The organism is Parasedimentitalea maritima, assembly GCF_005771405.1.
GTDB lineage: Bacteria > Pseudomonadota > Alphaproteobacteria > Rhodobacterales > Rhodobacteraceae > Parasedimentitalea > Parasedimentitalea maritima.
The window spans coordinates 213625-234898 of record NZ_VAUA01000001.1 but is presented as its reverse complement, the minus strand read 5'-3'; the positions used below and the strand labels follow the sequence as shown (position 1 = coordinate 234898).

Here is a 21274-nt window from a genome sequence, read left to right as displayed (position 1 = left end):
ATAATTCCACTATTTACCTTTGTTCGCCCTAGCTTACCTTTGCCTCACTCCAAAATAGAGGGCCGGTGTTTGCGTGGAATCCGATCTCACGGGGTCCACTGCACACAAGCACCTACCCGCCGCCTCCGATCACTTTTTCTTCCAGGTATCCAACCAGCGCCGCATGCCACTGCGCTTTTCTGATATGGCATCACCAGCTGCGTATAGGCTGTCTTCCATGTCTTCGAGCACCGGATCGATACGCGCCCGGCGGAACCGGCGCCAGCGCACATAAACCGCCCAAAACAGCGCCGCCAGCATGGTCAGGAACACGATATTGAACCAGTTGATGGCGGAGTAGTCAGGCCCGTCCACCGGTTTCACTGCCACGGCATTTGGATAGATAGAGTAGAACTCATTTCGCCAGCCATAGTGGCGTAAAACCACCCACTGCGGGCTGGCCTTGGTCGACACCAGATCGGTCAGTTCCGCTTGCAGGTTAGAGCTGTCGAGCTTGAAATACGGCGGCCAGCTCCAGCCTGTGTCTTCGTTCCGAAACACCATCGGTTTACCGTTTTCGTAAAAGGCCTCAACAAACCGAACGTCGCGATTGATCCTTGTCGCACCTTCTTGTGCGGTATCCTGCTGTGCCCAGAACATTGAATTCGCGCCAAAATCAACCCGGCGCACATCAGTGCTCACAACCCGGACCACATCGTGTTGCGGCAATGTATAATGCAATACGGATGCAAACAGCACCCAGAAGGTGATCGTAAACACCCATTTGACATAGACCATCATGGTCCCCTCACATGAAATTCATAACGTAAACCAGCAGCGCAATCGCCCCCAGTGGAATGATGTAAACCAGCAGGATCAGCTTGCGCCGGATCGAGCCATCATACTGCTTCAATCCGCGCCGGACATAAGCGTCCCGGTCCGTCGTCAGACCCTTTTTCTTCCAGTGCCGTTTTAACTTGGATTTGCGCACGGCCCGCGAATAAAGCGAGATCAATACATAGACAACCGTCTGCACGATCAACAGAACAAACAACAGACGTAAGAGTGGCAACATCTAGCGTTTCCTTTCACGGGCCACAGCCCCCCAGGGGCCAACCCGGTCGATCATCCGTTCCCGCGACCGGACCTTGGGCATTGCACGCGGTAGTTCCGGGACGTCACCCCCAGACATATCAGGTTCATGGCCAAAAAGCGCGTCCCGCGCACCGGCCTTGTCCACCGCGTATTCATTGGCCAGGAAGTGCACCACATAGGCCTTCTTTTCCTCAGGCCAGCTACGGTACTGCTGATAGAACAGCGTCTTGTGACAGATGAACAATTGACGCACATCCAGCGGGCTCAGTTCCGCCAGCAGCATATTCACCAAGTTCCGATCCGGCGTGTCCGCCGCCCGTAGCGAATAGAAATAGGCCGGATGATCCGAGCTGATCCGGGGCCAACGGCCGCCGCTCTCGGCCCAGCGCACCATCGCTGCCAGCCCTTCGTATTCTTCGGGCAGGTCATTGGCATGTTTCGCCGTCAGCCGCCGCAGTTTTGATCGGTGCATCCCGGTCAAGTCATGCCCTTTGGCGGCCAGCGCATCGGCGGCGATAAAGTCCATCTTCTGCCGCAAGATCGCCGCGCCATCCACGCCACGCGCCTTGACCACCGGTTCGGTCAAACCGTTGTAATCCAGAAACTTGGCAATCCGGTTCCGCTCGGCCAGATCAAACACATATTTGATCGGCAGCTCACCCGTCGGTTTGTCGCCACTGGCAATCATCGCCGGGTGCTCAACCCCCTGAAACAGATACAGCCCACCAAAATGCGCGGTCCAGTAATTGTCCTGCTGAAACGCCTCATGCTTTAGCTTGACCGGGTTGCGGGTGATATCGCCGGTCTGCTTGGCGGTACTGATCATCTCGGCGATCAGCACATCGTCAAACCAGGCGTCATCCTCGCCTTTGAACCGGTCCACCAGCTCGCTCAGATGCTCGGCATGGCGCAGGGTGCCCTTGGTGGTGTCCGCCTCGATCTCGATCTTATGAATGTCAAACAACCGCGCCGGGGTGTCGATTTCAAAGACCGAGTTCACCAACTCACCCGCCACCGCATCCGTCGCGGTCAGGGCAAACAGTTGGCGTTCGTTATCAGTGATAAAGCGCCGCAGAATATCGCGATTGACCGAAAATTTTTCGTTCAGCAAGGGCGAGCGTTTCTGCTCGGTGCTCAGCAAGATAAACTGCCGGTTCACGCCCGCATGGTTCAGATACAGATCATCCCCCAGTTCATCGCCAATTTCAGGCGAGTAGCCCGAGATGTCCACATGGAAATCCGTCAGCGCCGTGGTCCTGCCGGTCAGATGCTGCAGGGCACGGTTATAGCGCTCTACCAAGGCAGGCGAGGCCACATGGAACAGGTTGCCGAACATCAGCCCTTGTTGGATGAGACGTTTCAATGACTGCTTCCTTCTGCCAAATCTTGCCCGCGCAACCGCTCAACTCTCTGTGCCAAACTCAACCAATTTAGCAACACCAGAGGCCCCCACAAGATGACAGCTTTCCACGATGCCTCAAACAGAAATTGCAATGCTAGGGAATATCCCCCGGCCACAACAAGCGCTTCGTAACTGCGGTTGTCGAAAAGGAAAAATACGCCTGCCGACAAAATAACCAATAACAAACTTGCGCCCGCTATGCCGACAGCGGCGACCCTATGCAACCGTGTTGTTTTTCGGACAAGCAATCGGGGTATTGCAAGGGCGAGAACCCCGATAATTATCAAGGGCAACCCGGTGTTGAACATGGTAACAGAGGTATCATTCATTGTTTTATTACCATTTCGCCACACCACAAGCGATGCGCCCGGCCCAAGTGTGAGAGCAGAGATGAGTACCCTAACTCTCCTTCAATCTGACCTGACAGTTGCCATTTCAAGTGCCTGATTGTTCCAGCGACAAAAGACACCTGCACATTCCACAACCACCAGCGAGCTAGCATTTGAGAGCTCATACTTCCCCCTCTTCAGGAAGGTTATTTCGGAGCCGGTAGGCGACCAGTGCAACTATGGAAAAAAATGCGGGGATTTTCACTACTAACCATAGGACCTCCCCAAAATCATTACTGAAAAACTCGCTTTTGAACAAATCTGCCGGACCTTCAACAAATACAACAACAGTGATCACCAAGAAAGTCGCCGCGATAGCTAAAGTTCTGAATGTCAGATAGAAAAATGCAAGCACATATCCCAATGCCGGTTTCGTTGTCCCTTCGATTAGGTACAATGGTAGGTACATCATTGGACCCAGAATAAGGGTCGCCATGGTGATTAGGCTAAGTATTCCACCTGCGAAAATAGCAATACCGTCAGGCATCAGGAACGGCTCCTTATGTACACACCCATCTCAATCCCACAAACCAGCGCGGCTTTGCCGCGCAGCCCCCTCCCTTCCCCCCATGGGGAGGGGGCTTGGGTGACACTTGGCAGGTCATATCGTGATGCTAATGCTGCAGTCATTTCACTAACCTTTTTCGCTGTGAATACACTTCCCAAACAAATGCAATCACAGTAACCGGCAGCCAAAGCATTGACGCAATACCAAAAGCCTCTGGAATGTCTGGAGCTGTGGGAGCTGCTGCCCCTGTAAAGATCAGCAAGAACACCACTAGAAAACTGTAGAAAATATAAAGTGCAACAATCGTAAGCAAACCTTCCAACAAAAAGGCTCCACTACGATGAACTGGTGACAGCTTGGACAAAAGTGCTGCCGTTGAGCGCACTATGACCCTGACTGCAAGCATGGCTACGATAATCATGACTACAGCAATTGCAATATACATTCCCTCGTAGAAATCTACGCTCACCCCTTCCCCTCCAGATACCGTCGCTTGGCTTCTTCCTGACGGCCAAAGTCGCGCACCATGCCGTCAATCGCCACCTCGTCCGATTTGTCGGCATACCGGAACTCGCTATCGGCGTAGCGGTTGATCTCCTGGATCACCATGTCGACGGTGATCGGCACCCGCAGATCCTCGATCATCGCTTTCTTGGAGTCGTAATCGCGGAACAGGAACAGCTCGGGGTTTTCCATCCATTCATCCGGTAGCTCAAAATCCATCGCCCGCACCTTGACCGCGTCGGTGATGTTCTTGATCGCGCGGCCTGTGAACCGCTCATCCGCCTGCTGGATCATCTTCAGATAGCTGCCCAGCTTGGCGATGGTATCAAGGCCGCCGATCTGGCTCTCGGCGCGGTCAAACACGTTCATCAACCCCGGTTCCTGCGGCTTGGCGTGTTTCTCAAACGACTTGGCGACCGCCTTCTTGATCTCCTGCGCGGCAAACGGCTCATGCTCACCCAGCGGGATATTGTGGTTCTTGCCCATCAACAGGTTCAGGATGTCCACATAATCCTCGCGCGTCTGTGGCCCATCCACCAGGAACCGCGCCCCAGCCCGCTGGCGCAGCGCATCATCGACGTTTTCCGGATAGTTCGAGAACATGCCAAAGGTGCAATTGCCCCGCACCACCGTATTGGCCCCGGCAAAGCTCTCCATCAGCACCGCCGTGATCTCTAGCTGCCCCGCCGAGGACTGCCGGTCGCCGCGTTTGCCCGCCAGTTGGTCAATGTCATCAATGGTACCAAAGCCAATCACACTGGGGTCGATGATCGAGTTGATGAACGTCTGGGCGTTCTGCCCGGATTTACCCTGATAGCTGTCGATATTATCGGTGCTCAGGTTCTGATAGCGGAACGGATAGCCCGCCACCTGGCAGTAGTCATTGACCAACCCCGCCATCATCTGGATCAGCGTGGTCTTACCGGTGCCCGGCTTGCCATCGCCCATGAATGTAAAGATGAACCCACCGAGTTCAGCAAAGGGGTTAAGACGGCGATCAAAGTCATAGGCCATCAGCATTTTTGACAGCTTCATCGCCTGATACTTGGCGATATGGTTGCCCACCACCTCGTGCGGTTTCTTGAAAGTCATGGTCAGGGTGGTCGACTTGGCCTTGGCCGCAGGCTCAAACCCGCGAATGGTCAGGTCGTCCGCCTCGATATGCCAGGCCGCATCGGTGAACGGAGCCAGCCTCGGCGCGTTCTGCGCCCGCAACGCCGCCTTCTCCATCAACTGCTCAGCATAGGCCGCGATGGCTGCAATCAGGGCCGCATCATCCGGCGCAAACTGCGCCAGTTTCTGGTCCAGCTCCCACAACGCGCCATGTAGGGCCAACTGCGCATGATCCGTCAGCAGCTCCTCAGCATCGCCAACTTCGACCTGAGCCTCGCTGGCATGCGGCGCCAGCAGATAAGCCGTGGCATTGGCAAACACATGCGCCACTGCCAGCGCCTCGGCTGCCAGCAACTCACCAAATTCCCCCTTGCGACCCGCATCCAAAGACCCCGCCAGATTGGCCCGTTTCAGCTCACTCAGCCCAGACGCTTCCGAGTACGCCTCACCCACCGCCAAAGAAACCGCCAGCGCGCGCCGCAACACTTGCTGCGCTGTCGCTTGTAGTGGCGAGGTCAGCGGGTCATCATCATCCGCCGCCTCGATCCGCGCCACCAGATGCACGCCTTCGGGCCGCGCGGTAGAGCGTGTCACCAAGCCCGGAGTGGTTGACCGAAACCGCCGTGTGCGCGCAACACCCGGTGAACGCTCAGGCGCTGCGGCCTCAACCTTGGCCTTGGCAATTCGTGGCGTGTGGTCAAACCCATTCAGCATCGCTGCCGCAGCGCTGTAATGCTTCTGGATCTCATCCTCACGCAGTTCCATCTGATCGCTTGTTAGGCTCATTGTGTCATTGTCTCCAAAACTGCGTCTGAAATTCCCCAAATCGCTAAATCTGGTAGCTCTACACCCTTCATGTCAGTGGGATACATTTCAGTCCAAGGGCGCCCATGTGTTTGGCGAGCAAAAACGACGGGACTATCGTCATTAATGTAGCAAACCCGAACAATATCGACCCCAAATAGCGGCCCGCCCCTAGCCTTTTCATAGCATGGCCCCCCATTGGGCCATGGACCGCCAAACCGGTGTCTTTCCAGTTTTTCAAAGCCTCTGCGTTCCAACCAAGAAACCAAATCATTTGGGCTTTCGGCAGTGTTCGCAAACCTCATGCCAACAACCTCGGCCGAAGGATTTACGTTTTGCACACAGCCAGAGACTGCACCGACCAGCGCAACGCACACTGCTAAGCCTGTTCGCTTCCTATTCACGGCACTCAAATTCCCAACTTCTTTTTGCAAAATACGCTCCCGCCGGAGGCCTAAAATCTAATACCGCAACACCTGCCCGCTATCGCTGACCACAAATTTGCGAACATCTCCAAACCCAGGTGGGTCCTGCTCGGCCAGCACCTGAAACGGGCGTTGCGGCAAGATGATCGACCGCTGCGTCTGGGTTGCGCCGGTATCCGCGCCGCGCCCGCCAAAGGGATCCAGCGCAAAGACCTCGCGGTCCACCTTGCCAAACCAGCCTGACCGCTCCTGCCGCACATCCTCGCTGGTTAATTCCTCCATGGTCCAGGCCATTGCCCAGTCCTGTCCGGTCGGAGCTTCCGCTTCTTCCAACACTCGCCGCAACGGGCCGGATTGTTCGGTGTAAGCCGAGGAATACATCGGCCCCACGTGATACCTCCGCAGCCGTTTGGGGTGCAGGTCGTCAAAATCCTCGTCAAAGCCCTTGGCGATGGTCAGCAGCTTCAGCCCCGCCAACCCTTGCGCCATCAAATGCGCCTGCACCTCGGGCCAGCGATACTGGTCCTTGGGCAAGGATCTCTTACCGCTGTCTTCCAGCTCCATCAGGTAGATCACCGGCAGGTTTACCTGACTGTCATAGGCGGCCCAGTGCACCAGAAACTTGCGCCGCTCGCCGTCAGCTTTGCCCAGCCACTGGCATTCGGGGTCGTTCTGGGTCCAGAACAGATCACCCTTTAGCAGCTCCTGATAATACAGCCGTTGCGACAGCGCGAATTGCAGCTTGGTCGGCACCTCTTGATCGGCGATGATCCGGCGCACCATGTCATCTTTTAACTGGTCCTCGGACGGCATATTGGCCAGATGCCCTTCGGCCTGCTGTGCGTCATTGGCCATGGTCATCAGCTCCGCCGCCACCGGGAAACCGCTGTCACGTTTATCCATCGCCAGCGAGCCAAAGAACCGCCCCGTGTCGCGCCCAACCAGCAGGTATTTCATGGAGAGCGCCCGAAAGGTGAAGTTCAGCCGCATCAGATAGCCGGTCAGCGCCTTGACGTCGTGTTTGTCCAACGCGCCCTCGGCCTGCATCGTGCCCGCCACCCGAGTCAGGTGCTCGGTGATGATCTCAAACTTCTTGAAATACCGACGCGAGGCGAAGGTGTCGCTTAGGCCGGTGTGGTCTTTTGCTGGGTCAGTCATCGCGCGCGCCCCATAATTCATAGGCATTGTATGTTAGGCACACACATACGACCCCAAACAAGGTCCATCCCCAAGGTCCACCGAGCACCAAATAAATCACTGAGAACAGCACCCAAAAACCTCCCAAGACGAACCACCAGAACCAATTTTCCGTGTACACTCCGAAACTAAGAATTTCTAAGAGCTCCATCCTTGTCCCCCGAGTGTTGACGTAAGCCATGTTCGTATCATCCGTGTCGCCCGCGGCACGGACAGCGCCCGTCCGCCCCCGTCAAACCGCAGGTTTGCCTCTGGCAAAACGGCGGGCGCTTCGCTTCCACCCGCGGACTGGCTTTGTCCAGAACTAACGATGACTAACATCGCACCCCCGACAAAAAACATTAAGAACGAGAGACAACCCCAGCCAAACTAACGCCCAGACAGCCAATGCTGCTGAAACCAGCAACATTATGAAGCTGACAAAATAGAACGCCACCCCGAAACCAATTCCTATCGCCCTCACCCACTCAATCTGAACCTGAAGAAGAATACTCGAGAGAATAGGAAATGCGATCGCAACGGCTGAAATTCCAACTGCGAACTTCAGTAAAGTGAATGCAGGCCGATATGAGCCACTATCCCCCATACAGATTCTTGTCATGCTTCTCGACGATCTTGGCAAAGCGGCGGGCAAAGCGCTCATCCGCCTTTGCCTTCTTCTCCAGCACGTCGCGGGCAAACACCATGTGATCCTCGTGTGCGTCCAGCATGTCGGCCATCTTCTTGTTGGTCGCTGTGCCGATCGAGGCCATGGCAGTCTGCGCCTCTTGGTCCGTCTTCACACCAATCTCGTTGATCCGGTGCGCCACGTCCTGCTGTTGCGCGGTCTTCAACGATTTGGTCAGCGCATCATAGAGCACCACCCGCTGCTGGGTGTCTGTCTGCAGTTTGTTGATCAGCACCATCTGCGTCGCCGCCTGATTTTGCAGTGAATCAACCCAGGTCTTACCCTTCTCGATATACCGCTCCAGCGTCTGAGATTTGGCCAGCTTGACCTGCTCGTCCTGCACCATGGCGTTGTACTCGGAGTTCAGGTCGGCAAGCTCGGTCTCTAGCTTGGTCCGAGCCGCCGCGTCCTGCTCAACCGAGATCTTGCCTTCCAGCGCAATGATCTTGGGGTCCAGCGCCAGAATTTCGGCCCGCACGTTCTCTAGTTCCTGCACAGTCGCTTCACGATCATCCAGCGTCTCGGTCAGGTTCACCTGAACCTTTTCCTTCTGCTCATCCAGAACAGCCAACTGGCCCTCTAGCAGCTGAACAATGGTGTCAGATTTGGCGATCAAATCTTGCAGCTTGTCGTCAATACTGGCGGTGCGCATGCGTTCCTGCCGCATCGAATCCGATTTACCGGCACTGAAAACACCGACAAAGCTTTCCCAGCCGGTCTTGTTGCGCATCTCGTCGAAATCCTGGGAAAACGCCGAGGTCACGTCATCCAGACCCATGATCAGCTCAGCAATATTGCTGTTCATCACTTCGGTATGGGCATGCACGTCCTCAAGCGTGGCGTTTTCGATATCAATGTCAGCCGCCTCCCCCGCAGAGATCTTGTCGCGCGCGGTTTCGATCCGAGAGGTCAGCTCCGCAATCTTGCTTTGCGACTCTTTCACCTTGCTCTGAGTGTCTTCGACCATGCTTTCAAAATTCGAAAACGACATAATCCCTGTTCCTTCCACAAAATTCTTTGCCCCCTACATAGGTATGTAAATTCAATTTACATCCCCTGGGGCGTCCTTAATCGATAAATTCAAGCGGAGTTTCGCAGACAAGGTCGCCAAAGGAAAGCCTTGGGTACAGTTGGAAAGGCCGCGCCAGTTGGCGCGACCTATATGGCCTCCAACGGTGCGTGCAAGCACACACCCTACACGGTGACCTTCGTTGGTTTAATAGGCGACCGAGAACACCTGACGCGGATGCGCCGGAGTCTCAACCTCATCCAGAAGTGCGACGGCGTAATCCTCAGCACTGATCCGGCTGTTGCCCTCGGCATCGGTCATGAACTCACGGCCCCCCAGTCGAAATTCACCGGTGCGGTCACCCGGTTCTATCAATCCGGCCGGCGCCAGGAACGTAAAGTCGATGTCACTATCCGCAAGCATTTCGTAGACGCCCCGCATCGCCTTCGCCTCGGCCCGGTACATCTCGGGTACAACTTCGGCCACAGGGGTGCCATCAGGCAGGTTCAGTGTGCCAGCCCCGCCCACCATGACCAGACGTTTGCCGCTGGACTGGGAAGCGGCAATCAGCGCCTGCCCATAACTCGCGGCCTCATCTGCAGGATTGGCGGTTGACCGGGGACTGACGGAGGAAATCACAACATCGACATCCTTCGCCGCAGTCGCGACTGCTTCGGCTTGCGCCACGTCCAGCGCCAGCGCGGTTGTTCCCTCAACCACTGTGCCTTTGCGAGACGCTGCAGTGACCTGATGTCCGCGCGTCAATGCCTCAGCCACTAGACGATTGCCGATCATTCCGGTGGCACCAATAATTAAGAGTTTCATGTAAGTTCCCTTTAAGGTAGTGGTTACGACTAGTAACCAGATACGCATGCGAACCTAACAACGGAATACGCATGTTTTGGTCTCATAGTTACCTTCAGGGAACCGCCACAGGAGAACCTCATGGGAGCCCGTCGCAAACTGGACTATGATTGCCCGATACGGGACGTATTGGACCGTGTTGGCGATGCCTGGTCGGTACTGACCATACTGGAACTGTCCAAGGGCCCCTGCCGATTCAACGCGCTGCGCCGAGTGATCGATGGGATTTCGCAACGCATGCTTGCCGTCACTCTGCGCCACCTGGAGAGAGACGGATTGATCAGCCGCAGAGTTCTACCAACGGCACCGCCGCAAGTGGAATACGCGCTGACCGATAGAGGGCAGTCGCTGCACGCGGCAATTGGTCAATTAAACAGTTGGGCTGTGGAACATCAGCCCGGCATTCGTGCGGATCGGGCTGAGTATGATGACAGGCCTGATGTCGCCTAGCACCGCAATGGGTGCTTTCTTTGGCGCCGCCCATACGAGCCGCTAGAATTTGCCGTTGTTATTCTTCCACTGGTCCTGTGGAGCCACCTTTTCTGTGGTGTCCCAGTGTTCAACCACTTTTCCATTTTCGACACGAAACAGATCATAGAATGCCGAGTGGACACCGCTCTTCAACCCCTCGCTGACGCTCAGGACAAAACTACCTTCTGCAAGAACACGGTGCACCTGCTGGTAGTTGATATGCTTTTGGCCACTGTCGCTGGTGCTCAAAGCTGAGCGGAGGTTCGTCCCACCGTCAGAAATGTCCGGATTATGCTCGATGTAAGACACCTCATCGACAAATTCGCTCAGGCGCTCAATCTGTCCGGCGACCAGAACAGTTTCCACGAAGCGCTGTACCAGCGCGCGGTTTTCTTCGGTCCGCTCCGGATCTGTCGCCTGTACTGGCCCATCCACCATGCTGTGGCCCGATCGGTTTAGATCCTGTCGTTCCTGAATGTTGTCCCAGTGTTCAACGGCCTGACCATCCTCGAACCGAAAAACTTCGAAACAGATCTTCCGGCTGGCAAAGTCGTATTCCATATGGGCAAACACATAGTCGTCATCTTCGAACCCACGCACCATATTGACCCGAGGTTTGGTTTTGGACAGCCGTTGGAACAATTGCGCCAAACCCTCGCTGCCCTCATGGGTCTGCGGGTTGTGCTGAATGTACCTGGCCTCATTGACCACAGCGATAGGATCGGGATTTCCGGTCTCGATGCTTTTCAACAGGTCTCGGATTTGGTCTATCTTGCTCTCAGCCACTGATGTGCGCTCCTGTTCAACTGATCAGGTTACAATATTTCATCTTTACCATTGGCCTCCAGTGGCTCTGTAAGGTCGCGAAATCCCCTCAAACAGCGCTAGCCTTCGATATCGATAGATCGCGCATAGATATCCAAGACCACTTCAGCGCGCGTTTCACCCTCATCAGCAACCAAATCTCCCGAAAACCTGAAGTGATAAACGCCATCCTGTTCACTCACCAATTCAAGATAGTTAATGTAGTCATTGGGCAACCACCCATTCTCCGGACGAAAAAACTGGGTGACGCCACGAAACACAATCGCCCCATTTTCCACATTTTCATCATTGTAAAAGTTCCAGGTTTTGGTTCCCGGAGCTAAGCGGGAAATGCAATCCACCTCGATCCGGACTTCGTTGGCCTCTTTGTCAAAAACCACCCCCATGCACCCCCTATCTCCCAGATAAATGCTCGAAACAAATTGCTGAACGTCCATAGCGCAAATTCCTAATAACAAATTCAACAACATCATGCGCCCCAACAGCGTCGGGTCAAGGGGCGCGTCAGCGCCCGCGCAGCGGCTTGCCCTTGACGCGAATACTCAAGACAAACTCGAATTGGCGACCTTAGGGACAGACCTGCCCCTAAGGCGCTTCTCAGCAAACTCTTTCTTTGGCACTGCGCCACGCGCAGTGCCAAGCCCAACGGGAGGAACGCATCTTAGATGCGTGATCGACGGGCGGGAGCTCACCGCCGCCGGGGCTCCGCCCGTTCACAGGCAAACGGTCCCGCTGACCGTTTCCGGGAAGCCTGCTCACCCGACAACGTTGAACTCAGGCCCGTATGGATACTTGGTGACGTTCTCGTTGTCGTCCTCATGGATCACCAGAATATCGTGCTCGCGATAACCACCGGCACCGGGCTGACCGTCGGCGATGGTCAGCATCGGCTCCATCGAAATCACCATGCCCGGTTCCAGCACGGTATCGATGTCCTCGCGCAGTTCCAGACCTGCCTCACGCCCATAGTAATGCGACAGCACACCAAACGAGTGGCCATAGCCAAAGGTGCGGTATTGCAGCAGATCCCGCTCTTCAAAGAAGGCATTGATCTTGTGGGTAATCTCGGCACAGCTCGCACCCGGCTTCAACAGTGAAATGCCGTATTCATGGGCCGCCACATTGGCTTCCCAAATGCGTAGGCTCTCGGCATCCACCTCTTTCACGAACATGGTCCGTTCCAGCGCGGTGTAATAGCCGGAAATCATCGGAAAAGTGTTCAGCGACAGGATATCGCCACGCTGCAACTTGCGGGCTGTTACTGGGTTATGGGCGCCGTCGGTGTTGATACCCGACTGGAACCAGACCCAGCTGTCGCGGTATTCGGCATCCGGGAATCGCTTGGCAATTTCCAGCTCCATCGCATCACGACCCGCCATTGCCACATCGATCTCGCGCACGCCTTCCTTGACTGCATCGCGAATGGCAAAGCCACCTACGTCAGCAACCGCAGCGCCCTGGCGGATCATCTCGATCTCGGCCTCGGACTTAGCCATCCGCTGCACCATGGTCGCCTCGTACAGGTCCACGGTGGATTTCGGGTTCAGGTAATGCTCCAGCTTACCCTTTTGCAACAACGACAGGTGGTCGCTTTCATAACCCACAACCGCGTCTGGCCCACAGACAGACAGAATCGCCCGCCAGTAGTTGTCTCGCTGCCAATCGGTGTAGGTGATGTTATCACCATAGCAGCGACGCCAAGGCTGACCGGCATCAATCCCGGCGGAAATCGTCACGCATTCATCAGCGGTGACAACCAACCCATATGGGCGGCCAAAGGCGCAGTAAGTAAAGCCAGAGTAGTATGAGATGTTGTGCATCGAGGTGAAGACAGCGGCGGTAACGCCTTTGTCCACCATAATTTTGCGCAGACCCGCCACGCGGTTGGCATACTCAGCCTCGGCAAACTGCAAAGGCGCTTTTTCACCATTGTGAAAACGATACATTTCAGGACGTGAAGTCATATTCGACCCTTCCTTCTTACAAGAAAGGTCCCGGCGTTCAGGACGGTTTATAAGATATTTGGGCAGCATGTGGTTATGCGGCGACGCCATCGCCCGGCCCTTGGCTGGAAATTGCGGCGGATTTCTCCGCCGCGCAAGTTTTATTTTGTGAGAATTGCCACCATCTCACCGTCCATGTCGCTAAGGGCATCTATTATGTCGAAATGGTGCTTTCCGGGGTCAATTTTCTGATCGCAGCTCCAGGCAACTGCCAGCCATTGGGCCTGATCTAGGAACGAAGGACGCTCATCCGCACCGACCCAAACGGTGACCTCTGCATCATACCGCTCTTGCATCAGAATCGGGCTCTCGGCCTCAGCAGCCGCCTCATCCAGCTTGAACTTCTCGTTCATCGACGTCCGCATCAGCGGGCGCAGGTCCGATAGAGGCGAAATCGGTACCGCAGTACGCAACCTATTCCCGACCTCTGGTGCAAGCAGGTCCTTGTCGAGCATGCGCGCGACCAGATGACCACCAGCAGAATGTCCCGCCAAAGAAATCGGGCCCTCAACCTCCCTAGCAGCTTTCGTGACCGCTGCTGCGATCTGATTGGTAATATCGGCAATCGAAACGTCCGGACACAGATCGTATGACGGCATCGCCACAGCCCATCCCTTCGCCAGGGCCCCGGCGGCCAAGTGGGACCAGCTGCTTTTGTCGAACAACAGCCAATAACCGCCATGAACAAAGACAAACAATCCCTTAGCCTTACCCTCAGGCAGGAACAGATCAAGCCTGTTCCGTTCCCCCGGGGCATAGGCAATATTCAATTTGGCACGATCTCCTAACGATACCCGAAATGCCTCTGCCTCGGCCGCCCAGCGCGGTGGGAATTCTTCGGCCCCATCGATGTAAGCACCGTTGCTGTACGCGTCGTCCAATTCCATCCCAGCTCTCCCACAAATTCATTTAAGCCTAAAGGATATTTCCGCAGCCCAAATGTCAATTGGTCGCTGGCCCGAGATCCTCCAGTGGACAAAGATCATTTGATCAAATTCTGGACTTATGGATCTTTCTGGACATATCTGAGCGCAACTGCTTTGCATCGGACAAATCAATTCCGGGAGGCCCCTATGCTCGACACTATCACCGACCTTCGTTCCCTTTTGAAAGACCCCAGCCTGCTGGAACACCGCGCCTATATTGGCGGCCAATTTGTCGATGGCGACGGCACCTTTGACGTCACCAACCCTGCCCGTGGCGATGTTATCGCCCAGGTTGCTGACATCAAACGCCCACAGGTCGCTGGTACCATTGCTCAGGCGGAGGCCGCACAGAAGGACTGGGCCAAGTGGACCGGCAAAGAACGCGCCAACGTATTACGTAAGTGGTATGATCTGATGATGGCGAACCAGGAAGACTTGGCCGTGATCCTGACTGCCGAAATGGGCAAGCCGCTGGCCGAATCCCGTGGCGAGATCGCCTATGGTGCCTCGTTCATCGAATTCTTTGCTGAAGAAGCCAAACGCATCTACGGCGAGACCATCCCCGGCCACCAGCGCGACAAACGCATCACCGTGCTGAAGCAACCCATCGGCGTAGCCGCTTCGATCACGCCGTGGAACTTCCCCAACGCAATGATCACCCGCAAAGCGGGCCCTGCGCTGGCTGCGGGCTGTGCCTTTGTCGCCCGCCCTGCCGAGTTGACGCCACTGTCGGCTACGGCGATTGCCGTTCTGGCCGACCGCGCTGGCATCCCTGCCGGTATATTCAATGTGGTGCCCTCCTCCAATGCTTCGGAAACCGGGTTAGAATTTTGCGAAAACAACGCAGTGCGCAAACTGACCTTCACCGGTTCAACCGAGGTCGGCCGTATTCTGATGCGTCAGGCGGCAGACACCGTCATGAAATGCTCGATGGAGCTGGGCGGCAACGCTCCGTTCATCGTGTTTGACGACGCTGACATCGACGCCGCTGTCGAAGGCGCGATCATGTGCAAGTTCCGCAACAACGGCCAGACCTGTGTTTGTGCCAACCGGATCTATGTGCAGTCGGGCGTTTATGATGAATTCGCTGCCAAACTGAAAGCCGCAGTTGAAAATATGAATGTCGGAGATGGCCTGGACGATGGCATCCAGTTTGGCCCTCTGATCAACGCCAAGGCGGTGACCAAGGTGCAGGACCACATTGCCGACGCCACCGCCAAAGGCGCCGAAGTCATTCTTGGCGGCAACCCCTCTGAACTGGGCGGCACCTTCTTCCAGCCGACCATCGTCACCGGTGCCACCAAGGACATGCTGTTCAGCACCGATGAAACATTCGGCCCACTGGCGCCGTTGTTCAAGTTTGAAGACGAGGACGAAGTCATCGCTCTGGCAAATGACACCATCTTTGGCTTGGCATCCTATTTCTACGCCAAGGACCTGAGCCGCGTATACAAAGTGGCCGAAGAGCTGGAATATGGCATCGTTGGCGTCAACACCGGTATCATCTCAACCGAGCTGGCCCCATTTGGTGGTGTCAAACAGTCCGGGCTTGGCCGTGAAGGCAGCCACCACGGCATCGAAGACTATCTGGAGATGAAATACATCTGCATGTCGGTCTAATACGACAGTTTTGGCGGGGCTAGCTCAGCCCCGCCGCAAGATCCAAACCAAACGTCCGGATCACGCGGTCCCACGCCTTTTGTTCTTCCGCTGTCAGATCGGCCGCAAGCCCCTCTCTCAGAACCTCTAGAATGATGTTCAGCGCGCGCTCAACTTGCTGAGCTGTGACCCCCAGCGTCACATGCAATTGCCTGAGCTCCGCCATGCGACGTTCGGCGGCCTCTCCCGTTTGAGGCATCTTCATCGCTTCAATCAGGACCGAAACAAACCCCTCTTTTTGTTGCGACACGTCTCCCTGCATGAATTCACGGGCTTCCGGAATTTGGTCGAATATTTCAGCATAAATCTTCGTGGAAAGCAGAGCCTTCTTCTGAAAAACCTTACTAAAACAAGATGTAACTATTTTTCTGTCGTCACGTTCCAAGTATCATATTCTCGCAATAGTAAGTGCCTCTCGGCAGAATGGCGTTCTAAAGATACATATTAAAAGCATATTTCCTAATTCCCAAGCAGATAAAGTTCGGTGCACTAGAAACGTCAGAAATAATTCACGATAATGTCACGTCTCTGTTGTGGATCGCTGGTTTGCTCCGCCCATGAATATAACTGGGAGCCCCCTGATGTCTGCACGATTTATCTGCCTGACATCCGTCCTAGCCCTGAGCGCAGTTCAGGCTTCGGCGGAGATGAATTTCAACCGTATTGCGTCTTTCCCTGTGGTCAAAAACATGGCCGAAGGCGAAGACACCAAGCGCGAAACCTCACCTGAGATCATCGCCGCAACAGCCGATGGCACGACGTTGGCCTATACCGACAGCCCGCTCGGCGCGCTGGGGCTGGTCGACATTACCGACCCCGCCAAACCACAGCCATTGGGCAATATCGATCTGGGCGGTGAACCAACATCCGTGGGCATTATCGGCAACACTGCTTTCGTCGGTGTGAATACATCAGAAAGCTACACCGCTCCATCCGGCCATCTGGCCGCCATCGACCTGGCAACCAAAACCGAGCTAGCCCGCTGTGATCTGGGTGGTCAGCCTGACAGCATCGCCGTCGCCCCCGATGCCTCTTTTATCTCGATCGCCATTGAAAACGAGCGTGACGAGGACCTGAACGACGGTGTGATCCCTCAGCTACCCGCCGGTAACCTGGTGATAGTTGGCCTGAACGTCGGAACGCTGGACTGTGCATCCATGCAGATGGTCGACCTGACCGGCCTGGCCGAGATTGCGCCAACTGACCCAGAACCCGAATATGTCTCGATCAACAACTTGGGCGAAACTGTCGTAACTCTACAGGAAAACAACCACATGGTTGTTGTCGGTCGTGATGGATCCATCGTCAGCCATTTCTCGGCTGGCGCTGTGGATCTGGACGGTATCGACGCCACGGATGAGCGCGGCAAGCTGGTCTTCACCGAAAGCCAGCAGGGTCGCAAGCGTGAACCCGATGCCGTAACCTGGATCGACAACACCCATTTCGCCACCGCCAACGAAGGCGATTACGAAGGCGGATCGCGCGGTTGGACCATCTTCAGCAAAGACGGCACAGTGGTCTATGACAGCGGCACCAGCTTTGAACATGCCATCGTGCAGATTGGCCATTACCCTGACAAACGTTCGGATAGCAAAGGGGTCGAGCCTGAATCGGTGACCTTTGGCCAATTCGGCGACACACCCTATGTTTTCGTCGGTGCTGAACGCGCCTCGATTGTGGGCGTCTATGACGTCACCGATCCCGCTGCTCCGGTGCTGACCCAGCTGCTGCCATCGGGTGTTGGTCCCGAAGGATATGTGACTATCCCGTCGCGCAACCTGCTGATCTCGGCCAATGAAAAGGACCTGATCGAAGACAAAGGGGCCCGCGCCCACGTCATGATGTACGAGTTGCAGGACGCCCCGGCGGCCTACCCACACCTGACGTCTGAAGGAACAGACGAGCTGATTGGTTGGGGTGCGATTTCCGGTATGGTCGCTGATGAATACGGCACCATCTGGGCTGTGAACGACAGTTTCTACGGCTTCCAACCTTCAATCTTCAAGATCGACGCCTCCCAGACACCGGCCCGTATCACCGATGTGATCCGCATCACCCGCGACGGGCAGCCTGCGCAGAAACTAGACCTGGAAGGCATCACTCTGGACGGCAACGGTGGCTTCTACGTTTCCTCCGAAGGCCGGACTGACCGGGTGATCCCACACGCGATTTACCACGTTCAGCCTGACGGCTCGATCAAAGCCAAAAAAGGTGAGATCGGTCTGCCTGCCGAGCTGATGGCCGTGGAAAAGCGCTTTGGCTTTGAAGGCATCACCAAGATTGGCGATACCCTGTGGATGGTGGTTCAGCGTGAATGGAAAGACGATCCCAAGAACCACATCAAACTGGTTGCCTACAATCTGGAAACCAAAGAATGGGGCGCTGTTCATTATCAAAAAGCCGAGCCAGCAACTGGTTGGGTCGGCATGAGCGAGATCGTTGCTCACGGTGACTATGCCTATGTAATCGAACGTGACAACCAGCACGATTACCGCGCCGTCACAAAGAAGGTGTACCGCATCCCATTGTCCGAAATGGTCCCCGCACCATTGGGCGGCGAGCTGCCCGTTGTGTCCAAGGAACTGGTCCGCGACCTGCTGCCAGACCTGACTTCAACCGGCGGTTACGTTTTGGACAAGGTCGAAGGCATGGCCATCTTGGCCGACGGCGAAGCCTTTATCTCGACCGACAACGACGGTGTGGACGACCACTCGGGCGAGACAATGTTCTTCTCGATCGGAAATGTCACCAAGCCCACGCATTAAACCCAATGCATTGTTGGCAATAATCCAACCTATTAACCCCAATACATTTTAGTCAATTCGAGGTGCCCACTCCCCCGGGCACCTCTTTTTATTTTCCATACAGACCAAGAACTCGCTATCTGGATACGTTACAGGATATGTAATGCGTATGGCGGTAGATGATCAGCACTTGGCGGTGGCAGCGGCCCATGGCGATTCAGAGGCTTTTTCGGCCCTGCTCGGTCGTCACTATGATCGTGTCTTTGCGCTGGCCTTTCGCCTGACGGGCCAGCGCGCCGAAGCCGAGGATCTGACACAGGACATCTGCGCCGCTCTGCCTGATAAAATGGCGCACTACCAGCCCAGCGCCCGCTTCACCACTTGGCTGTATCGCGTCGTGGTCAATGCCGCCCATGATCGCCGACGCCGTGCCGCCACCCGGACCAAGGCCGCCAGCGGTTGGGGGGATTGGGAGGTAGATCGTCAGGCTGCCATCGCCGAAACCAATGATCAGCTCGACTGGCTCACCCGTGCCATGCGCGCCCTGCCTGACGACCTGCGCGATACACTGGCACTGATACTGGACGACGTGACCCACGCCGATGCGTCAGAAATCCTTGGCGTTTCACCAGGCACCATCAGTTGGCGGGTATCTGAAGCAAAAAAACACCTGCGCGCCTTAAAACAACAGGAGGACGCATCATGAGCGACCCCTTTGACGATTTTGAAGATCTGAAAGCTGCGATGCAGGCCGCCACCCCGGCCCCAAATGTTGCGCGTAAAGCGGAAAACATCGCCTTAGCAGAAAAAAACTTCGCCACGCGCCAAGAAACGGCCACGCAGCCCCGTTTCACCTCTGATCGCCCAAAACAGGGCTTGTTCCGAGGAGTAATTTCTATGTTGAGTTCCATTTCCACACGCCACGCCCTTACTGCAACAACCGCAATAGTGGCGATTGGTCTTTTTGTTTACCTTCCCACTCTGCAGCAAGGCCCAACGCCTGTGACGCTGACCGAAGCCGAAACGCGCAGTCGTTTAGAAGTCGACGATCAAATCGCCCAGGCGGCTCAGCAGGAGGCTGAAGAAACCGATGCACTAAGTGGTCAGCTGGTTGAGCCCCTTGCTGAAATTGCGGCAAGCCCCATGGCTGACATAGCAGCAACAAGACCCGCAGCCATGGAGCCAATGGCAGGTGTTCTTGCACCACCATCTGCGGCCAAACGCATGCTCGCCCCCCCTCCTCCCGGGTATGACAATCGTGATCAATTCGCACTCCCCGAGGTGGACACCGAAGCCTACCCCGAAGCCGAGCCAAACGCGTTGAAGATAACCACAGAAGAGTCGGTTTCGACGTTTTCAATCGACGTTGACACGGCTTCTTATGCGATCCTGCGCTCTAGTCTGAATGCCGGTCAGCTCCCCAATCCAGAGCAAGTCCGGATCGAGGAAATGGTGAACTATTTCCCTTATGACTACACCGCGCCTCTGGATGAACTGCCGTTTTCGACCCGCGCGACCGTGATCGACACGCCTTGGAACTCAGAAACACAACTGGTTCACATCGCGCTACAGGGCCAGAAACCCGCGCTTGATGCGCGCCCTCCGCTGAACTTGGTTTTCCTGATCGACACATCTGGCAGTATGGATGAACGCAATAAACTGCCACTTCTGAAACAAAGTTTTCAGCTGATGCTGGCTCAGCTTCGCCCCGAAGATAAGGTCGCTATCGTTACCTATGCCGGGTCTGCGGGACAGGTGCTGGACCCAACCCCGGCAAGTGATCGGGCCACCATCATGGCAGCCCTCGATAAACTGGATGCAGGCGGCTCTACTGCCGGTCAGGCCGGGCTGCAACAGGCCTATGCAACAGCCGAGGCCATGACAGAAGAAGGCGATGTCAGCCGGATCATTCTGGCCACTGATGGTGATTTCAACGTCGGCATCGATGACCCGGACGAGCTGGAGGATTTCATCGCAAGAAAACGCCAGACAGGGACTTATCTCTCGGTTCTAGGTTTTGGCCGCGGCAACCTTGACGATGCAACGATGCAGGCGCTGGCGCAGAACGGCAATGGGCAGGCGGCTTATATCGACACCCTGTCCGAAGCGCAAAAAACACTCGTTGACCAACTAAGCGGCGCCTTGTTTCCAATTGCCAACGATGTGAAAATTCAGGTCGAATTCAATCCGGCACAAATTGCTGAGTACCGGTTGATTGGCTATGAAACACGGGCTCTGAACCGCGAAGACTTCAACAATGATCGCGTTGATGCCGGCGAAATCGGCGCCGGCCACGCGGTGACCGCTCTTTATGAAGTCACACCGGTTGGCAGCCCTGCCCGGTTGAGTGACCCCTTGCGCTATCAAGCCGCGGAAGTGACCGCCACCAGCAAAGAATACGGTTTCCTGCGGCTGCGGTATAAACGACCCGGAGAAGAGACCAGCGCGCTGATCGAAACTCCGATCTTGCCGGGCGGTGATGCAACAACTGACATGCAGTTTGCTGCAGCCATCGCGGGCTTTGGCCAGCTGCTACAAAACAGCCCCTACCTTGGCAACTGGTCCTACACCCAAGCAATTGATCTGGCCAACACAGCCAAAGGTGAAGATGCGTTTGGCTATCGTGCCCAAGCAGTGCAGCTGATGCGCCTGGCCGATAGTCTGAGCCAATAACCGGCACAAACTTTTCT

Annotated in this window: 19 protein-coding genes; 5 read left to right on the top strand and 14 right to left on the bottom strand. The window is 55.7% G+C overall.

Annotated features, from left to right (window positions below; translation table 11 throughout):
- Window positions 1–129 precede the first annotated feature (129 nt).
- The 9 genes from FEE96_RS01110 to FEE96_RS01070 all read right to left on the bottom strand — a co-directional run bounded on the left by FEE96_RS01110 (window position 130) and on the right by FEE96_RS01070 (window position 9917).
- Window positions 130–777 (bottom strand): DUF1523 family protein, encoded by a 648-nt coding sequence (locus FEE96_RS01110; protein ID WP_138161152.1) that lies wholly within the window; start codon window positions 775–777, stop codon window positions 130–132.
- A gap of 10 nt (window positions 778–787) precedes the next feature.
- Window positions 788–1054 (bottom strand): hypothetical protein, encoded by a 267-nt coding sequence (locus tag FEE96_RS01105; protein WP_138161151.1) that lies wholly within the window; start codon window positions 1052–1054, stop codon window positions 788–790.
- Window positions 1055–2437, bottom strand: a complete 1383-nt coding sequence (locus FEE96_RS01100) for a DUF6638 family protein (protein ID WP_138161150.1) — start codon at window positions 2435–2437, stop codon at window positions 1055–1057. It lies immediately after the preceding gene.
- Window positions 2438–2986: 549 nt separating this feature from the next.
- Window positions 2987–3352 (bottom strand): hypothetical protein, encoded by a 366-nt coding sequence (locus FEE96_RS01095; RefSeq protein WP_138161149.1) that lies wholly within the window; start codon window positions 3350–3352, stop codon window positions 2987–2989.
- A gap of 139 nt (window positions 3353–3491) precedes the next feature.
- Window positions 3492–3842 (bottom strand): hypothetical protein, encoded by a 351-nt coding sequence (locus tag FEE96_RS01090; RefSeq protein WP_138161148.1) that lies wholly within the window; start codon window positions 3840–3842, stop codon window positions 3492–3494.
- Window positions 3839–5776 (bottom strand): AAA family ATPase, encoded by a 1938-nt coding sequence (locus FEE96_RS01085; protein WP_138161147.1) that lies wholly within the window; start codon window positions 5774–5776, stop codon window positions 3839–3841. The genes FEE96_RS01090 and FEE96_RS01085 overlap by 4 nt, the downstream gene beginning before the upstream one ends.
- Before the next feature lie 479 nt (window positions 5777–6255).
- Window positions 6256–7377 (bottom strand): hypothetical protein, encoded by a 1122-nt coding sequence (locus FEE96_RS01080; protein ID WP_138161146.1) that lies wholly within the window; start codon window positions 7375–7377, stop codon window positions 6256–6258.
- Window positions 7378–7991: 614 nt separating this feature from the next.
- Window positions 7992–9074, bottom strand: a complete 1083-nt coding sequence (locus FEE96_RS01075) for a coiled-coil domain-containing protein (protein ID WP_138161145.1) — start codon at window positions 9072–9074, stop codon at window positions 7992–7994.
- Between the two features lie 225 nt (window positions 9075–9299).
- Window positions 9300–9917, bottom strand: a complete 618-nt coding sequence (locus FEE96_RS01070) for an NAD(P)-dependent oxidoreductase (protein WP_138161144.1) — start codon at window positions 9915–9917, stop codon at window positions 9300–9302.
- Between the two features lie 120 nt (window positions 9918–10037).
- Here FEE96_RS01070 and FEE96_RS01065 point away from each other — a divergent pair, with 120 nt between their 5' ends.
- Complete coding sequence (locus FEE96_RS01065) at window positions 10038–10406, top strand: winged helix-turn-helix transcriptional regulator (RefSeq protein ID WP_138161143.1); 369 nt, start codon at window positions 10038–10040, stop codon at window positions 10404–10406.
- A gap of 42 nt (window positions 10407–10448) precedes the next feature.
- Here FEE96_RS01065 and FEE96_RS01060 read toward each other — a convergent pair whose 3' ends face one another.
- From FEE96_RS01060 to FEE96_RS01045, 4 genes are all read right to left on the bottom strand, one after another.
- Window positions 10449–11213 (bottom strand): nuclear transport factor 2 family protein, encoded by a 765-nt coding sequence (locus tag FEE96_RS01060; protein ID WP_138161142.1) that lies wholly within the window; start codon window positions 11211–11213, stop codon window positions 10449–10451.
- A gap of 98 nt (window positions 11214–11311) precedes the next feature.
- Window positions 11312–11689 (bottom strand): DUF6258 family protein, encoded by a 378-nt coding sequence (locus FEE96_RS01055; RefSeq protein ID WP_138161141.1) that lies wholly within the window; start codon window positions 11687–11689, stop codon window positions 11312–11314.
- Between the two features lie 318 nt (window positions 11690–12007).
- The gene (locus tag FEE96_RS01050; protein WP_138161140.1) at window positions 12008–13216 is read right to left on the bottom strand and encodes an aminopeptidase P family protein; all 1209 of its coding nucleotides are present in this window, start codon (window positions 13214–13216) and stop codon (window positions 12008–12010) included.
- A gap of 140 nt (window positions 13217–13356) precedes the next feature.
- Window positions 13357–14142, bottom strand: a complete 786-nt coding sequence (locus FEE96_RS01045) for an alpha/beta hydrolase (protein ID WP_138161139.1) — start codon at window positions 14140–14142, stop codon at window positions 13357–13359.
- A gap of 186 nt (window positions 14143–14328) precedes the next feature.
- Between FEE96_RS01045 and FEE96_RS01040 the strand changes: the two genes are divergently transcribed.
- The gene (locus FEE96_RS01040) at window positions 14329–15801 is read left to right on the top strand and encodes an NAD-dependent succinate-semialdehyde dehydrogenase (RefSeq protein WP_138161138.1); all 1473 of its coding nucleotides are present in this window, start codon (window positions 14329–14331) and stop codon (window positions 15799–15801) included.
- 19 nt (window positions 15802–15820) lie between these two features.
- On the opposite strand, the gene FEE96_RS01035 is transcribed toward FEE96_RS01040, so the two are convergent.
- Window positions 15821–16225, bottom strand: a complete 405-nt coding sequence (locus FEE96_RS01035) for a globin (RefSeq protein ID WP_138161137.1) — start codon at window positions 16223–16225, stop codon at window positions 15821–15823.
- A 196-nt stretch (window positions 16226–16421) separates the two neighbouring features.
- On the opposite strand from FEE96_RS01035, the gene FEE96_RS01030 reads away from it, so the two are divergent.
- The 3 genes from FEE96_RS01030 (at window position 16422) to FEE96_RS01020 (ending at window position 21257) form a co-directional block, all read left to right on the top strand.
- Complete coding sequence (locus FEE96_RS01030) at window positions 16422–18605, top strand: esterase-like activity of phytase family protein (RefSeq protein WP_138161136.1); 2184 nt, start codon at window positions 16422–16424, stop codon at window positions 18603–18605.
- Between the two features lie 148 nt (window positions 18606–18753).
- Complete coding sequence (locus FEE96_RS01025) at window positions 18754–19290, top strand: RNA polymerase sigma factor (protein WP_138161641.1); 537 nt, start codon at window positions 18754–18756, stop codon at window positions 19288–19290.
- Window positions 19291–19328: 38 nt separating this feature from the next.
- Window positions 19329–21257 (top strand): vWA domain-containing protein, encoded by a 1929-nt coding sequence (locus tag FEE96_RS01020; RefSeq protein ID WP_425467293.1) that lies wholly within the window; start codon window positions 19329–19331, stop codon window positions 21255–21257.
- Window positions 21258–21274: the final 17 nt, after the last annotated feature.

What these genes read in the sequence shown, in the direction of transcription:
- FEE96_RS01020 (WP_425467293.1), top strand. Translation starts at nt 19,329, where the DNA reads ATGCAGGCCGCCACCCCGGCCCCAAATGTTGCGCGTAAAGCGGAAAAC.
- FEE96_RS01055 (WP_138161141.1), bottom strand. Translation starts at nt 11,689, where the DNA reads ATGGACGTTCAGCAATTTGTTTCGAGCATTTATCTGGGAGATAGGGGG.
- FEE96_RS01040 (WP_138161138.1), top strand. Translation starts at nt 14,329, where the DNA reads ATGCTCGACACTATCACCGACCTTCGTTCCCTTTTGAAAGACCCCAGC.
- FEE96_RS01105 (WP_138161151.1), bottom strand. Translation starts at nt 1,054, where the DNA reads ATGTTGCCACTCTTACGTCTGTTGTTTGTTCTGTTGATCGTGCAGACG.
- FEE96_RS01070 (WP_138161144.1), bottom strand. Translation starts at nt 9,917, where the DNA reads ATGAAACTCTTAATTATTGGTGCCACCGGAATGATCGGCAATCGTCTA.
- FEE96_RS01030 (WP_138161136.1), top strand. Translation starts at nt 16,422, where the DNA reads ATGTCTGCACGATTTATCTGCCTGACATCCGTCCTAGCCCTGAGCGCA.
- FEE96_RS01025 (WP_138161641.1), top strand. Translation starts at nt 18,754, where the DNA reads ATGGCGGTAGATGATCAGCACTTGGCGGTGGCAGCGGCCCATGGCGAT.
- FEE96_RS01095 (WP_138161149.1), bottom strand. Translation starts at nt 3,352, where the DNA reads ATGCCTGACGGTATTGCTATTTTCGCAGGTGGAATACTTAGCCTAATC.
- FEE96_RS01080 (WP_138161146.1), bottom strand. Translation starts at nt 7,377, where the DNA reads ATGACTGACCCAGCAAAAGACCACACCGGCCTAAGCGACACCTTCGCC.
- FEE96_RS01075 (WP_138161145.1), bottom strand. Translation starts at nt 9,074, where the DNA reads ATGTCGTTTTCGAATTTTGAAAGCATGGTCGAAGACACTCAGAGCAAG.
- FEE96_RS01045 (WP_138161139.1), bottom strand. Translation starts at nt 14,142, where the DNA reads ATGGAATTGGACGACGCGTACAGCAACGGTGCTTACATCGATGGGGCC.
- FEE96_RS01110 (WP_138161152.1), bottom strand. Translation starts at nt 777, where the DNA reads ATGGTCTATGTCAAATGGGTGTTTACGATCACCTTCTGGGTGCTGTTT.
- FEE96_RS01050 (WP_138161140.1), bottom strand. Translation starts at nt 13,216, where the DNA reads ATGACTTCACGTCCTGAAATGTATCGTTTTCACAATGGTGAAAAAGCG.
- FEE96_RS01065 (WP_138161143.1), top strand. Translation starts at nt 10,038, where the DNA reads ATGGGAGCCCGTCGCAAACTGGACTATGATTGCCCGATACGGGACGTA.
- FEE96_RS01085 (WP_138161147.1), bottom strand. Translation starts at nt 5,776, where the DNA reads ATGAGCCTAACAAGCGATCAGATGGAACTGCGTGAGGATGAGATCCAG.